This is a genomic window from Maribacter confluentis (assembly GCF_030505015.1).
In the GTDB taxonomy this organism is placed as follows: domain Bacteria; phylum Bacteroidota; class Bacteroidia; order Flavobacteriales; family Flavobacteriaceae; genus Maribacter; species Maribacter sedimenticola.
The window spans coordinates 3,425,143-3,439,631 of record NZ_JAUKUC010000001.1 but is presented as its reverse complement, the minus strand read 5'-3'; the positions used below and the strand labels follow the sequence as shown (position 1 = coordinate 3,439,631).

Below are 14,489 nucleotides of genomic sequence, written 5' to 3'. Positions count from 1 at the left end.
AGTTTAAGTTGTAAAACCCGACATTAATATGTCGGGTTTTTTATTTGACATCATTAATGTTCAAAGGCCTTTACCCCTACCGTTATAGCCACATCCAAATGGTTAACAGATGGCACCAAAGGACAGGAATATTTTTTGTTATAGGCACAATACGGATTATACGCTTTGTTAAAATCCAGAACAATTTTATTTCCTTTAGGAATTCTTAGGTCTAGATATCTGCCGCCACCATATGTTTCCTTACCATTTGTAGCATCGGTAAAGGGAAGAAATAAGTAATCTTTATATTTTTCTTGGGCAATTAACTCAGGGGTCTGGTACACTTCCAATTCATACACTTTTCCTTTTAGATTAAATTTGGCAATACCATATAATACTTCCGTAGAAATACGATCAGTGGTAGTAGGCATTGAGAATGGTAATGCTTCTGGAGTTCTAATAAAATCGGCCTCTATTACAAAGGTGGTATCAGCTTCAAAAAAATCCAATGTTTCAAAATCTGCCCTAAATCTATCCGGTAAAGGAGACGTATCCGGATCTTTGAATTCTGCATTCAATTTTTGTTGAAATTTTAATATGTCCATCAACTTGTCTGACTGTACAGATTCCACTACCACCATTTGTTCATCGTGGTATTTTTTTTCTTGTCTACATGAACATAAAACTGCAATTATCAGAAAAGTAAAAAAATGCTTCATTGCTATTTAATTTAATCTTCAAAAATACAATTAATTCATTTTAAGATTTTGATTATAGTTGTACTTTACCCCAAAATGCTAGAAACAATGAGAATTGCACACTTTACTTATTTGACCATTTTACTGGCTACTATGCTAAGCTGTTCAGAAAAAAAAGTTACAGCAAGTACCGCCTTGGAACAGACCAAAGGACCCACTATGGACCCAGATGGGTACAATGTTGCCTTTCTCATTATGAATGGCACATATAATACAGAATTCACTGCCCCTTTTGATATTTTTCAACATACCAAATTCAGAAAAAATATTAGGGTTATGAATACTTTTACCGTTGCTAACACCTTAGACCCCATTACAACTTTTGAAGGGGTTAGCATCCTGCCAGACTTTGACTATACCAAGGATACTTTACCTAAAATAGATATTTTGGTAGTCCCTAGTGCAGAACACCATATGGATTCTGATTTAAATGACACCACGCTTCTTAACTTTATAAAAAAAATAGATAAGAACGCACTTTTTGTCACCAGTCATTGTGATGGTGCCTTTCCGTTGGCCAAAACAGGAATCTTAGATGAAGTAACCTCTACAACATTTCCAAGCGATATTGAATCTTACAGAAAAATGTTTCCCAATTTAAAAGTTCAGGATAGTGTTTTATTTGTCCATGACGGCAAATATATTACCTCTGCCGGAGGGGCCAAAAGCTTTGAAGCCGCATTGTACCTCTGCCAATATTTATACGGAGAAGAAATTGCTAAATCCTTAGCCAAAGGATTGGTCATAGAATGGGACCTAGGTCAAGTTCCACACCTTATTGTGGAATAATATCATAACGGGCATTCGTTAAATATTTCTCTATTAACTCATTAAACTCTGGGGTAATTCGTAATAAGGCAGAATTTTCCAAGGTATATAGTTTAGCCTTATCGGTATATCCATTTTTTAAAAGTTCCTCTAAATAGAAAAGGGCCGTTCCAAAATCTTCCATACCTGCACTTATAGTTATGACCTTTAAATAGGATTCATATTCTTTTGGAGCCGTTATGGTCTTGATCATATATAATAAATTCAAGGCATCCATATCAACTTTTTCCGCAGATGCTACGCAATCTACATTGTCAGCAATTAAGGCATTTATAAATCCCCTTAATCTACTTGATGACTGTCTTTCAAAAAGTTGGCTGCTCTTATCCAATTTGTCCAACTCTTTCATTTGATAGTTCCACCATCCCAAATTAGCGTAATTATAGGTTATAATATCTTCCTCTAAATAGTAGCTATAATCCCCCTTAGCAAAATCTTCTTTTAAAATTATATTGTTCAGTGTTCTAATTGCCTTTTTATAAGAAGTACTTCTACGCAAGGATTTTTTAGTTGTCTTTAACGAATCCATTGTTATTAAAGGGGCTAAAACCCTTTCAATATCAGAAATTAGGTAACTGGCCAAAATAGGTTGATCATTTGTAAAAAAGGTGTTAGCCTTCACCAAAAGTTCATTATAAGTATCAACAATCAGCGTACTGTCTTTAACAATATGTTCTTTTGCCATACTGCTCAGCGTCAACATTCTCATTGCCATAGCCAAGGTATTACCGTCCGGTAAATGTTTCTCCCCGTCAAATACAAATAGTTGATTTGGAAACTTCAACTTATCTAAAACTTTACGCTCTTCAAGCATATCCGGAAAGTTATAATCAGATCTATTTACCACACCAATAAACTGAAATTTCTGTCTTACGTTCAATATATCAATACTGCCCAATGTGGCCCCAACAGAAATAACTCCGTTAATATCCGGAATAAAGGTGGGTAAAATAGAGGCGAATTTTGCTCCACTTTCAAAACCTGCCGTATACATTCTATTATTGGTAATAGGCAAGGAGGTGACAATGGCATTCAACATTCTATTTGCAATCAAAACATTTTCGCTCAATGAAAGACTATCGTTTAGACTATAGGAACTTGCCAACACATACCCTTCCTTTTCAGCCGAATTTACCAGCATAGAAATTGATGATTTGGCATTGCCCCCCATATCCGTCACAAAAATTACGGGCCAAGATTTATCTAGACTAAAATTAGATGGAGTATAAATAGCCATAGTTTCTCCTATAGAATCATTAACCAACAAATTTTCTGTAATTGCTCCTTTAACCAATTTAAAATCTTGCGAAAAGACAAGGGTTGCAGATAGTAATAAAGTGTAGAGTAGTATTTTTTTCATCTTTAATTCATCATCAAAAATCTAGCCAAATTTTTAATTTTGGTTATCGTTTATTAAAGATATCATTTTTGATTCCATTTTAAAATGTTGATTAACAGGTATTCCATTATTTAATTTTATGCATGGGAGCGTTGGATATTACTTGAGACAAAACTATGTGCGTTCTTGTTTCACCGTATTGTATGAGCTGGTCAATAAATTTCTCTAAATGAAATTGATCCTTTAAAACAACTTCCATAACAATATTTTCATTGCCGGTAATCCTATAACAATTTATTACTTCTTCAAGAGTGCCTACAATGGCCAAAAACGGTTTCAATTTACCCATAAATGCCCGTAGAGTAATGATTGCTTTAAGTTGATGTCCTGTCAAGGCATGTGAAACGGTTGCTTTATAACCCATTATTATTCCCAGGTCCTCCATTTTCTTAACACGCTCCGCAACTGCAGGCGCGGTAAGACCAATGGCCCTACCTATGTTGGCAAAAGATTCCCTGGCATTTCGCTGTAACTGTTTCAGGATTTTCCAGTTTAACTCATCTATCTTTGGATTCAAAAGTTTTATCGTTTAAAAATTATGTATCTAAAGCAAATTTACAAAAAGCGTTTGCTTTCCATAGAAAATTATGAGATAACTGATGTAATTTTATATATACTAATATTACCCCACAGCATGGCATATCGTAGTCTTAAAAACTTACCGATTTACAGAAAGGCATTGGAGCTTTGCACAATGAGCAGGGAAATAGCGTCTTACGTTACTTTCAACAAAGATCTTGTAAGATTATATGAATCCAAAAGCCTAAGGGACATCATAGCCAATTCCATATTAACCGATGCAATATTGATACCTCAAAAAATTGCACAGGTAGAACATTCTAACTGTACCAATGAACGTTTGGAGCATATCTCCTTTATAAATATTATAATAAGAAATATAAATTCTTACTGTTTAGGTCTGGAAAAGCATGGGGTTAAGGAAACGGAATACATAAACCTATTACGTGCGGAGATTAAAAGTTTTAGAAAATCCTATAAAAAATGGAGAATTGAGCATTTGTAAATGCTGAACTCATCCTGGTAAATTCTCCTTTTTTCCAACAATTTTAAGAATTATGGACTATTTTTGGAAGCTAATTTAGATTTCCATTGAAAACTACCATTTTAGTACATTGCCCCGATCAATCTGGCATCATTAGTACCGTTACAGGATTTATCCATAAAAATCAAGGTAACATTGTTTATCTGGACCAACATGTAGACAAAAATGCCGATGTGTTTTTTATGCGAACAGTCATTGAATTTGACACCCATTTTTTAGATCTTGAGAAATTTAAAACTTTATTTCAAGAGGAACTAGCCTCTAAATATAAAATGAAATGGAGTTTGCACACAGACGAAAAATTGCCCAATATGGCAATATTCGTTTCAAAATACAATCATTGTTTATATGATTTGTTAAGCAGATATCGTTCTGGGGAACTGGCGGTAGAAATACCTTTTATTTTAAGTAATCATAATGATTTAAGATATATTGCCGATCAATTTGAAATTCCGTTTTATCATATACCGTTCAATAAGGAAATTAGGGTTCAAGCAGAACAGCAACAATTAGAACTTCTTCAAAAATATAATATAGATTTTATTGTACTGGCCAGATACATGCAGATTGTTAGCGAAAAGCTAATCAGCAAATTTCCAAATAAGATCATAAATATCCATCACTCTTTTTTACCTGCCTTTGCCGGTGCCAAACCTTACCATGCAGCATTTAAAAGGGGAGTTAAAATTATAGGCGCCACAAGTCATTACGTCACCGAAGAATTAGATGCCGGCCCGATCATTGAGCAAGATGTTACTACGGTAACACACTCCCACTCCATAGAAGATTTTATTACAAAGGGTAGAGATTTGGAAAAAATTGTTCTCTCCAGAGGAGTAAAATTACATATTGCACGAAAAACAATGGTGTATAACAATAAAACCGTCATTTTCTCGTAAGCTATTTAGAACCTTTAACTTTCAGTTATGATTAAAAAGATAAGCATACTTATTTTGGTAATGTTCATGGCTTCTTGTAATGAGTTGCAACAAGTAGTCAACCAAATGCCAGGATCAACAAATACCGTTTTAAGCAATGAAGTAATTGCAAACGGATTAAAGGAAGCATTGGACCAAGGTATTGAACAACAGGTGAGTAAATTAACGGCACAAGACGGCTTTTACAAAAATGAACTCGTTAAGATATTATTGCCGGAAGAATTACAAAAAGTAGATAAAACATTGCGTGATATAGGGTTGGGAAATCTTGCGGATGAAGGTTTAAAGGTTCTCAACAGAGCTGCTGAAGATGCCGTTTCCGAAGCAACACCGATTTTTGTAAATGCCGTTAAGGAAATGACCTTTACCGATGCCAAAAATATTTTATTGGGAGCGGACAATGCCGCCACTACGTATTTGGAAAACAGAACTAATACAGCACTCTATGATAAATTTAAACCTGTTATTGATGCTTCGTTTAAAAAAGTAAATGCTGATAAGGTATGGAATTCTCTCATTTCAAAATACAATGCTATTCCACTTACTAATAATGTAAATCCAGATTTAACGGATTACGTTACCCAAGAAGCATTAAATGGAGTATATAAAATGATAGAAGTGGAAGAAAAGGAGATTAGAACCAATTTATCATCACGTACCACGGATATTTTAAGGAAAGTATTTGCTTTACAGGACTAATTTTAAATATTTAACATTCAAAACAATAACATTAAAAGTTATACGTTAAAAAGTTATAAGAGCAATATTTGAACAAATACAAAATTTCTATTTGAGTTAGTTATTTTTTGAGTTAGTTAGTTAAAAAACCGGTGGGAGCACCGGTTTTTTGTTTTTTATCTATTTAAATGTTCTAATTTTGATTTTTATTCAACTTTTGCGAAAGTTGAAATACTTCCTAATCAATTCATTTTATAATTAATAATTATTAAGAAATAGTATCTACAGTGCTAAAATTCATTTTTGCCTTTTTTATTTACGTATTCTCTTTATTACCATTGCTTGTTTTTTCACAAGGGCATAATGGCAATACCAATGAGGACTGTAACTTAATGTTATCCTCTTTGGAAAAAAAAGAAATAAAAAATGGTACGGCAAATGATTATTTTGAATTAGCCATTTGCATGTATGAAAATGAACGTTTTAACGCTGCATATGATTTTTTCATAAAAGCAAGATCTTTAAATTTCACGGACAAGGAAGAGCTAGAAAAATATTTAATCCTATGCAGTATTGCCATGGACGATAATGAAAATAGTTTAGATCTAAACCTACAGGTCCAAGCACCTGAAAAGACCTTACTTGCAAACAACTATAAGCACACCATACAGGTACACTTGCTCAACCTTATATTTATCATTGTTGCATTTACGGGCATTATAACCGCTCTAATTTTGTTTAAAAAGTACAAGAACAATAAAAGCAATATATTTCTGGGCATTTTCGTGATGACAATTTCCTTTGCGCTTTTAGAACTGGTATTATTTTGGCAAGATTTTTTTGAATATTCACCTACAGTAGCTATTTACAGGGTATTGTTTTTTCTATGGGCACCTTCCTTATATTTTTATGTAAAAAGCAAATTTATTGATCTTAGGGTTACCAATACTACGGTCATTTTACATTATATTCCATTCATAATTGTGCTTATTAGCCTTGTAATCTTGGGAAATTTTAATGTACGCACACATGCGCCTGAAAATGCTTTTTTGGATAGTATTAGTTTTATAATCAACGATAATTGGATTAAGACCGTGCATTTACTCATCTATCTAATTTTAATATTTAACATTTTTAAATACCATAAAACCGTAATGCAGAAAAATTCCAAAAATTGGATTAAAACATTAATGGTATTTATGTTGATCTTGATTTTGTTTTTAGTTACAAGAGCAGGATTTGAGCATATTTATGCTTTTGATTACATCTCAAAATACTTTATAGCGGTCTATTTTATACTCTTTATTTCCATTCTTGCCATATTACTGTTGATCCAGCCAGAAGTAATCACAGAATTGATAACCGCAACCTATGCCGACCAACCTACAAAGGATAAATACAAGAATTCCGGATTAACGACCACAATGAGCCATCAACTAAAATCTCAACTTGAAGATTTGCTTGAGAAGGATAAAATTTACTTGGATAATACATTGACCCTTGCCAAACTTGCAAAAAACATGAATGTTGATCGTTACAGTCTTTCACAAGTTATAAACCAAGAATTGAATAAAAATTTTTATGAGCTTATCAATGATTACAGGATTAAGGAAGCAGTAAGTATCATTGAATCCAAAGGAGAAATACAGGTGGTAGATCTCATTTACGAGAGCGGTTTTAACAATAAAGTCTCCTTCTACAAAGCGTTTAAAAAAAGGCTGGATATGACCCCAAAAGATTACATGGCCAAAACATGGAATAGCTAGTACATTCTTAAGATTTCCTCAAAACCTTTAAAATTTTCACAATTGCGCTTCGCAATATACTTTCTGCTGAAAATCAATTTATTACGCAATAGGTTAACGTTAATTTAAATCGGTTTACTATTAACCTAGGTCGGCTTCAACCCTTCTACTCTCCTTCCCTTCATATTTTTGCCGTTGGTTTATAGAGTCGGTCAAGGTCAAAAAAATTATAGTTTTTGATTTTCATTTTATTGAGTTAGCTATCATATAGAATAAAGGGCCGGCTCTTTATACAACTATTTATAAAGCTTACTTATTTACTAACACTCAAATTAATTTTATGAGAACTAAAACAAGATGTTTTTTAATGCTTGTATTCACTTTGGTAGCGCACATTGGTTTTGCGCAGGAAAAGACGATAACAGGTACGGTAACAGATCAAGGCGGACTCCCATTACCTGGAGTTTCGGTTTTAATTATTGGTACAACTAATGGTGTACAAACAGATTTTGACGGTAATTACAGCATCAATGCATCTACTGGTCAAAGTTTAAGGTATAGTTACTTAGGTCAAAAGACCGTAACTAAGGAAGTAGGTTCGCCGTCCGTAATCAATGTAGTTTTAGAGGAAGATGCCCAAGCGCTAGATGAAGTAGTTGTAACGGCATTGGGTATTTCAAGGGAAAAGAAATCATTAGGTTATGCCACCCAGGAAATTCAAGGAGACCAGGTAAATACCGCAAAGGACCAAAACTTCGTAAACTCCTTATCCGGTAAAATTGCCGGTTTGGATATTAAGAAAAGTTCAACCCTTGGTGGATCTGCAAACGTTGTAATAAGGGGTTATTCTTCTATTACCGGAAACAACCAAGCACTATTTGTAGTAGATGGTGTTCCGTTGAACAACGATACGAACAACTCTACATCCCAAGCAGAGGGTGGTGACGGCTATGATTATGGTAATGCTGCAAGTGATATCAACCCAGATGATATAGAAAGCATTAACGTACTTAAAGGTTCTGCGGCAACGGCACTATATGGTTCTAGGGCTGCAAACGGTGTTATTATCATCAATACCAAAAAAGGAAAAAGAGGAAGTGGACTTGGGGTATCTATTACCAGTTCCGTAAATATTGGAAAATATGACAAGGATACATTTCCAATTTTTCAACAAGAGTATGGTCAAGGTTACGGTCCGTTTTACGGTGCTGGTTACATTGACTCTATCGATGTTGATGGTGACGGCATAGAGGACATTACGCCACCAACCGGTGAAGATGGCTCTTTTGGATTACGTTTTGATCCCAACCTAATGTTATATCAATGGGATTCTTACTATCCACAATTAGACACTTATTTACAAAAAAGCCCTTGGATCGCGGCGAAAAACGGTCCTGAGTATATCTTTCAGAACAGCGTAACAAGCTCACAGAACATAGCAGTAAGCCAAGGTTTTGAAACTGGTAGCTTAAGAATGAGCTACACCCGTTTAGATCAAACAGGAATTTTACCAAATAGTGAAATAGGAAGACATAATGTTGATTTGGTCGGGACAATGGACCTTAATGAAAAGGTTACCGTAACCGGTAAGGCAACTTACACCAAAAGTTCTGGACTTGGAAGGTACGGTACAGGATATGATGCTGAAAACATCATGACCAATTTTAGACAGTGGTGGGCCAATAGTACAGATTTAAAAGATCAACGAGATGCATACTTTGCTACTGGACAAAATATAACATGGAACCCATCCGGCCCATCTAGTTTAGGCCCAAAGTATTGGGACAACCCATATTTTACCCGTTATGAAAATTATAATACCGATGAGCGTAACAGGCTATTTGGTTACGGTAGTATATCATATGATGTTTTGCCATGGTTAGAAATCTTTGGTAGGGCTACTGTAGATACATATGCGGAATTAAGGGAAGAAAGAAACAATATAGGAAGTATAGATACGCCTGAGTATTCTAGAAAGAATATCAATTTCTCTGAATACAATTATGATTTCTTTTTAAATTTCAATGGAGATATCTCTGATAAATTTGGTATTTCAGGAGTTGTGGGTACCAACTACAGACAGACCAAGAACAATTATGTAACGGCAACTACAAATGGTGGTTTAAATCTGGAAGGAATTTATGCTCTTTCAAACTCGATTAACCCAATAGTTTTTGATGCCAGTTCAGAATATGACGCAGATGTTAGGGTATTTGGTGTATTTGCAAATGCAAGTATAGATTACGACAACATGTTGTTTTTAGAAGGTTCTTTGAGAAACGATACTTTCTCAACTTTACCAGAAGGACAAAACTCTTTTTATTATCCTGCGGTTTCCGCAAGTTTTGTGTTCTCCAATCTTTTTGACAGTAACGCAATCTCATTTGGTAAGCTAAGAGCCGGCTATGCAGAAGTAGGTAACGGTGCAACTTCATACCAACTTCTAAATACGTTTAATCCTATTGCAGGATTTGGCGGTGCTACTTTATATTCTAACCCCGGCACATCTAACAACCCTAATCTTAAAGAAGAACGTACGTCTAGTAAGGAATTGGGTCTGGAGATGAATTTCTGGAACAGAAGAATAGGTTTTGACCTATCACTTTACGAGCAGATTACCAGTGATGCCATTATACCTGTAGAGATTACACCTTCAACAGGTTTTACGAATACAGTAGTAAACTCGGCCGAAGTATCGAACAAAGGTATAGAGACCCAATTGTATTTTACGGCAATTGAGTTACCAAATTTTTCTTGGAGAACGGATATCAACTTTTCTACCTATAAGAGTGAAGTGTTGAACTTGTTCCAAGATTCACAGAACATCTTGGTCAATAGCTTTTTTGGGGTAAGTTTAAACGCTGCTAAAGGTGAAGCCTACGGAACACTTAAGGGAACCGATTATGTTTACCTAAATGGCGAAAAAGTAATTACCGAAGATGGCCAGTACGCCAAAACAGAGTCTAACCAAGAAATTTTGGGAGATATCAACCCAGATTGGAAAGCAGGTCTTACCAACACATTTAAATACAAGGATGTAAGTTTAAGTTTCTTGATCGATATTCAGGAAGGTGGCAGCGTATTTAGTGGTGACACCTATTTTGGTATGGCTACAGGTATCTATGATGTTACAGCTGGCTTAAATGATTTGGGCAATCCGTTAAGAGACCCTGTAACCAATGACAATACTTCTGGTGGTGTAATATTACCAGGGGTGCAGGCAGATGGTTCTCCAAATACGGTAAGGGCAGATTTTACAACTTACGAAAACCCTTATGGACGATATGGTAACGCACCGGATGCACAATTTGTTTATGATGCCTCATATGTAAAATTAAGGGAGGTTACTTTAGGCTATACATTACCTAAGAAATTTGTTGACGCCCTTCCATTTACGGCCGTTTCTTTCACAGCGGTAGGTAGGAACCTTTGGATCATTAGTAAGGACCTTCCATATGCAGATCCAGAACAAAGCTTTGGAGCAGGTAATTTACAAGGATTCCAGATTGGGGCTTATCCTTCGGTTAAGGAATATGGTTTTAACATTAAATTGGAATTTTAAACAAGAGAACGATGAAGAATATATATTTAATTTTAGCAACCGCAGGCATATTGTTGTCTAGTTGCACAGAAGATATTACAGATTATAATAACGACCCCAAATTACCAACTGCAGTCCCACCACAAACATTAGTGGCCAATGCAGAAAAGAATTTGGCAGATAGGATCACAACGATAAGCGGTTCCAACGTATTTAGACTTTGGGCGCAACATTGGGCACAGGCCACCTATATTGATGAGTCTAACTACTTAATTATTGGTAGAGATCCTTCACAGGCCTATTGGACTACATATTATAACAATGTGATCAATGATCTTAATTCCGCTCAGGCATTGATAGAGGAAGATGAGATTTTAGATGCCGTTACCAGAGGCAATCAATTGGCCATTATTGAAACTATTAAAGTCTATACGTTTCAACACCTTGTAGATTTGAACGGTGATGTACCTTATAGCGAAGCTGCGGACATTAACAACCTATTTCCAAAATATGATGATGCAGCCACCATCTATACGGATTTAATCTCTAGAATATCCGCTGCACAAGCAGCATTGGCCAACGGTGGGGAATCTTTTGGCTCTAATGACATATTTTATTCCGGTGATGTAACCGCCTGGAGAAAATTGGCCAATTCCGTAAAATTGAGATTGGGTATGCGTATAGCCGATGTAAATCCTACATTGGCAAGTACAACCGTCAAAGAAGCTGTAGAAGCCGGCGTATTCACTTCTAACGATGACAATACCGTCATTAGGTATGAATCATCGCCTACAGCGAACAACAACCCTATTTACAATCTTTTTGAAACTGAAAACAGAAGAGAGGATTACATTGCAGGTAAAACATCTTTAGATATGTTGGTTGCTCTAAACGACCCTCGTTTAGATGATTATTTCGCGGATAACAAGGACCCGTACATTGGTGGACCAATTGGTGGAAATAATTCATACGCCAACTTTACCCATTTAAATTTTGATATCGTTGGTGATCCAACTTATCCAGGATCTATTATGGATTATGCTGAAGTTGCCTTTTTTCAGGCAGAAGCCGTTGAAAGAGGTTTCATTTCTGGAGATGCGGAAGCATATTACAATGACGGTATTGCTGCATCTATTGCCTATTATGGTGGTACACAAGATGAAATAGATACCTATTTGGCACAACCAGAAGTTGCCTATGCTACCGCTACAGGTGATTATAAACAAAAAATAGGTACGCAAAAGTGGATTGCGTTGTTCAACAGAGGTTTTGAAGCCTGGACAGAGTACCGTAGGCTAGATTGGCCAGAATTGGTTTTATCTAACCAAACTCAACAAGAAGTTCCTTTAAGGATGATCTATCCAGTGAAAGAATCTGCGGTAAACGGTGAAAATTATGACGCCGCTTCAAGTGCAATTGGTGGTGACCAATTGACAACTCCATTATTCTGGGACGTTAATTAGTAGTTCATTTATAATTAAGTTGATTGTTAAGACCGGTGCAAACCGGTCTTTTCTTTTTTAGAAATAAGATTGAAAAATATGCGGGTCAACTACCCCTTTAAATAACGGACCACTTGTTCATTAAAAAAATGTGGTTGTTCCACATTTACCACATGACCGCAATTTTCAACTACCAAAAGATCTGATTTTTGATGGCTACGGACTATTTTTTTAACACTGGGCAGAAACAAATAATCTTCTTCACCCATAATATATAAGGTAGGTATTTGTATATCTACAGTCCTAAAAAAACGCAATAGTGGATTAATTTCCGAAGTAAGCCTAAACCAGCGGATAAATTCTTTTTGATATAATTTTTTGGCCTCCCTAACAAACAATAAACGTGATTCCTTATGATTCTTATTGGGCATTATTACAAAGGCAAAAAACTTATATAACCATAGATAAGGAACAACGGATTTAAAAATGACCCCCAATTTCATTAGAATCTGCGACCTTAGGTTCAATTTCATAATTGCCCCGCCCAAAACCATACTGGCAACGCGTTCAGGATATTTTTCCGCAAGGTTCCTTATTAAAATAGTTCCAAGGGAAATCCCCACAAAATGCGATTTTTGAATATTTTGAAAATTGATGACCTCAACGATATCATTGGTAATGACATCAAAGGTGTATTTATCATCAAAAACACTTTTTAAGTCGGGTTTGGAATTGCCATGCCCTCTTAAATCCAATAATAAAATATTAAAATGTTTTTTAAATTCACGAATCTGTTTATACCAAATTGATGAACTGCCTCCGGCACCATGGACAAACGTTACCCAAACAGGAGAAGATGAATGAACATACGTTATATGGTGAAGCAAAATTTAGACGGATTAAGATATCGTTAAGGCAATATATAATTAACTTTTTAAAATGTACCCAGCATCATAAATAATTAGCTGTTTTACTGTCATTTTTAAATTTTTGAACGTGTTCATGTTAAAAAAAAGACAAATAACCTGATAATTAGTTGTATGACCCCTAGAGTCGACATCCAAAAGGCCATTCTGATCGTATATTTGCAAAGAACTAACGTATAGTATTATGGAAAAGCAATATTGTAAAGTAGGAACCGTAAAACCTATTGCAGCCGAAGCCGACATCATAACCTTATTGGAGTATCAATATCAAAACTTTTTAGAAAAGGCTTCAAAAATGCCAACCAATACCCAATTGGGAGAATTTTTTGAGCAAAAGGCACAAAAGATAAAAAGGACGTTAGAAAACTTGGTGTAAGCCATCAAGTTCCTTCTTCATGGCAATTTGCAATTCGCATGCTTTTTGCTGGGCCGCTTCTGCAAAATTTTGTTCTCCAGAAGCGTAAATTATTCCGCGCGAAGAATTAATCAAAAGTCCAACATCCTTTGTCATACCATGTGCGCATACATCATGCAAGTTGCCCCCTTGTGCACCAACCCCTGGCACCAGTAAAAAACTATTGGGCACAATTTTTCTAATTTCCTTAAAATATGCTGCCTTGGTAGCACCAACGACGTACATTAAATTTTCAGATCCTTTATACGTTGTTGAGATAGACAGCACTTCCTTATACAGTTCCGTATCCCCTATTTTTTTGGTTTGGAAATCAAATGCCCCCTCATTGGATGTCAGAGCCAATAGGATAGTATGCTTATTCTCAAAAGCAAGAAATGGTTCTACAGAATCCTTACCCATGTAAGGAGCTATGGTAATACTATCAAAATTAAGATCTTCAAAAAAGGCTTTTGCATATCTGGTAGACGTATTGCCTATATCACCACGCTTAGCATCGGCAATGGTAAAAATCTCCGGATAGTTCTCATTAAGATATTCTATTGTTTTTCTAAGTGAGGACCACCCTTCTACACCGTATGCCTCATAAAAAGCAATATTTGGTTTATATGCTACACAAAGATGGTGCGTAGCATCTATAATTGCTTTATTGAACGTAAAAATGGGATCTTCCTCTTTTAATAGAAATTTTGGAATCTTGTCCAAATCCGTATCCAGGCCAATGCATAAAAAAGATTGCTTCTTATGAATTTGGGCAATAAGTTCTTGGGTAGTCATACT

The 14,489-nt window shown here is 35.5% G+C and carries 13 protein-coding genes; 8 read left to right on the top strand and 5 right to left on the bottom strand.

Annotated elements, in window-relative coordinates; translation table 11 throughout:
• Nucleotides 1-53 precede the first annotated feature (53 nt).
• Nucleotides 54-698, bottom strand: a complete 645-nt coding sequence (locus tag Q2T41_RS15010) for a DUF1684 domain-containing protein (RefSeq protein ID WP_304436741.1) — start codon at nt 696-698, stop codon at nt 54-56.
• Between the two features lie 87 nt (nt 699-785).
• Between Q2T41_RS15010 and Q2T41_RS15005 the strand changes: the two genes are divergently transcribed.
• Nucleotides 786-1,526 carry a DJ-1/PfpI family protein gene (locus Q2T41_RS15005; protein WP_304436740.1) on the top strand — a complete coding sequence of 247 codons (741 nt, stop codon included), beginning with the start codon at nt 786-788 and terminating at the stop codon, nt 1,524-1,526.
• Here the strand turns inward: Q2T41_RS15005 and Q2T41_RS15000 are convergent.
• Together Q2T41_RS15000 and Q2T41_RS14995 are read right to left on the bottom strand one after the other, a co-directional pair.
• Nucleotides 1,513-2,925 carry an alpha/beta hydrolase gene (locus Q2T41_RS15000; RefSeq protein ID WP_304436739.1) on the bottom strand — a complete coding sequence of 471 codons (1,413 nt, stop codon included), beginning with the start codon at nt 2,923-2,925 and terminating at the stop codon, nt 1,513-1,515. The two genes, Q2T41_RS15005 and Q2T41_RS15000, sit on opposite strands and share 14 nt — an antisense overlap.
• Before the next feature lie 106 nt (nt 2,926-3,031).
• On the bottom strand, nt 3,032-3,481 hold the full coding sequence (locus Q2T41_RS14995) for an Lrp/AsnC family transcriptional regulator (RefSeq protein WP_144805094.1): 450 nt from the start codon (nt 3,479-3,481) through the stop codon (nt 3,032-3,034).
• 21 nt (nt 3,482-3,502) lie between these two features.
• On the opposite strand from Q2T41_RS14995, the gene Q2T41_RS14990 reads away from it, so the two are divergent.
• From Q2T41_RS14990 to Q2T41_RS14965, 6 genes are all read left to right on the top strand, one after another.
• A complete protein-coding gene (locus tag Q2T41_RS14990) occupies nt 3,503-3,988 on the top strand; it encodes a hypothetical protein (protein WP_304436738.1) in 486 nt (161 codons plus the stop codon).
• An 86-nt stretch (nt 3,989-4,074) separates the two neighbouring features.
• Nucleotides 4,075-4,926 carry a formyltetrahydrofolate deformylase gene (purU, locus tag Q2T41_RS14985; protein WP_304436737.1) on the top strand — a complete coding sequence of 284 codons (852 nt, stop codon included), beginning with the start codon at nt 4,075-4,077 and terminating at the stop codon, nt 4,924-4,926.
• 27 nt (nt 4,927-4,953) lie between these two features.
• Nucleotides 4,954-5,664 carry a DUF4197 domain-containing protein gene (locus Q2T41_RS14980; RefSeq protein ID WP_379920844.1) on the top strand — a complete coding sequence of 237 codons (711 nt, stop codon included), beginning with the start codon at nt 4,954-4,956 and terminating at the stop codon, nt 5,662-5,664.
• Between the two features lie 266 nt (nt 5,665-5,930).
• Nucleotides 5,931-7,409, top strand: a complete 1,479-nt coding sequence (locus Q2T41_RS14975) for a helix-turn-helix domain-containing protein (protein ID WP_304436736.1) — start codon at nt 5,931-5,933, stop codon at nt 7,407-7,409.
• Between the two features lie 346 nt (nt 7,410-7,755).
• Nucleotides 7,756-10,950: a SusC/RagA family TonB-linked outer membrane protein gene (locus Q2T41_RS14970; RefSeq protein WP_304436735.1), complete on the top strand. Its 3,195-nt coding sequence runs from the start codon at nt 7,756-7,758 to the stop codon at nt 10,948-10,950.
• 11 nt (nt 10,951-10,961) lie between these two features.
• On the top strand, nt 10,962-12,392 hold the full coding sequence (locus tag Q2T41_RS14965; RefSeq protein ID WP_304436734.1) for a SusD/RagB family nutrient-binding outer membrane lipoprotein: 1,431 nt from the start codon (nt 10,962-10,964) through the stop codon (nt 12,390-12,392).
• Nucleotides 12,393-12,481: 89 nt separating this feature from the next.
• Here the strand turns inward: Q2T41_RS14965 and Q2T41_RS14960 are convergent, their stop codons facing one another.
• Nucleotides 12,482-13,258 carry an alpha/beta fold hydrolase gene (locus tag Q2T41_RS14960; protein ID WP_304436733.1) on the bottom strand — a complete coding sequence of 259 codons (777 nt, stop codon included), beginning with the start codon at nt 13,256-13,258 and terminating at the stop codon, nt 12,482-12,484.
• Between the two features lie 223 nt (nt 13,259-13,481).
• On the opposite strand from Q2T41_RS14960, the gene Q2T41_RS14955 reads away from it, so the two are divergent.
• On the top strand, nt 13,482-13,673 hold the full coding sequence (locus tag Q2T41_RS14955) for a hypothetical protein (protein WP_304436732.1): 192 nt from the start codon (nt 13,482-13,484) through the stop codon (nt 13,671-13,673).
• Here Q2T41_RS14955 and pyrF read toward each other — a convergent pair.
• Entirely contained in the window at nt 13,656-14,486 is an 831-nt protein-coding gene (pyrF, locus tag Q2T41_RS14950; RefSeq protein WP_304436731.1) for an orotidine-5'-phosphate decarboxylase, read from the bottom strand. The two genes, Q2T41_RS14955 and pyrF, sit on opposite strands and share 18 nt — an antisense overlap.
• Nucleotides 14,487-14,489 lie beyond the last annotated feature (3 nt).

Excerpts from the sequence above, each read along its gene's own strand:
- Q2T41_RS15010 (WP_304436741.1), bottom strand. The coding sequence starts at position 698 with ATGAAGCATTTTTTTACTTTTCTGATAATTGCAGTTTTATGTTCATGT.
- Q2T41_RS15005 (WP_304436740.1), top strand. The coding sequence starts at position 786 with ATGAGAATTGCACACTTTACTTATTTGACCATTTTACTGGCTACTATG.
- Q2T41_RS15000 (WP_304436739.1), bottom strand. The coding sequence starts at position 2,925 with ATGAAAAAAATACTACTCTACACTTTATTACTATCTGCAACCCTTGTC.
- Q2T41_RS14990 (WP_304436738.1), top strand. The coding sequence starts at position 3,503 with ATGTATCTAAAGCAAATTTACAAAAAGCGTTTGCTTTCCATAGAAAAT.
- Q2T41_RS14980 (WP_379920844.1), top strand. The coding sequence starts at position 4,954 with ATGATTAAAAAGATAAGCATACTTATTTTGGTAATGTTCATGGCTTCT.
- Q2T41_RS14970 (WP_304436735.1), top strand. The coding sequence starts at position 7,756 with ATGCTTGTATTCACTTTGGTAGCGCACATTGGTTTTGCGCAGGAAAAG.
- Q2T41_RS14965 (WP_304436734.1), top strand. The coding sequence starts at position 10,962 with ATGAAGAATATATATTTAATTTTAGCAACCGCAGGCATATTGTTGTCT.
- Q2T41_RS14955 (WP_304436732.1), top strand. The coding sequence starts at position 13,482 with ATGGAAAAGCAATATTGTAAAGTAGGAACCGTAAAACCTATTGCAGCC.
- pyrF (WP_304436731.1), bottom strand. The coding sequence starts at position 14,486 with ATGACTACCCAAGAACTTATTGCCCAAATTCATAAGAAGCAATCTTTT.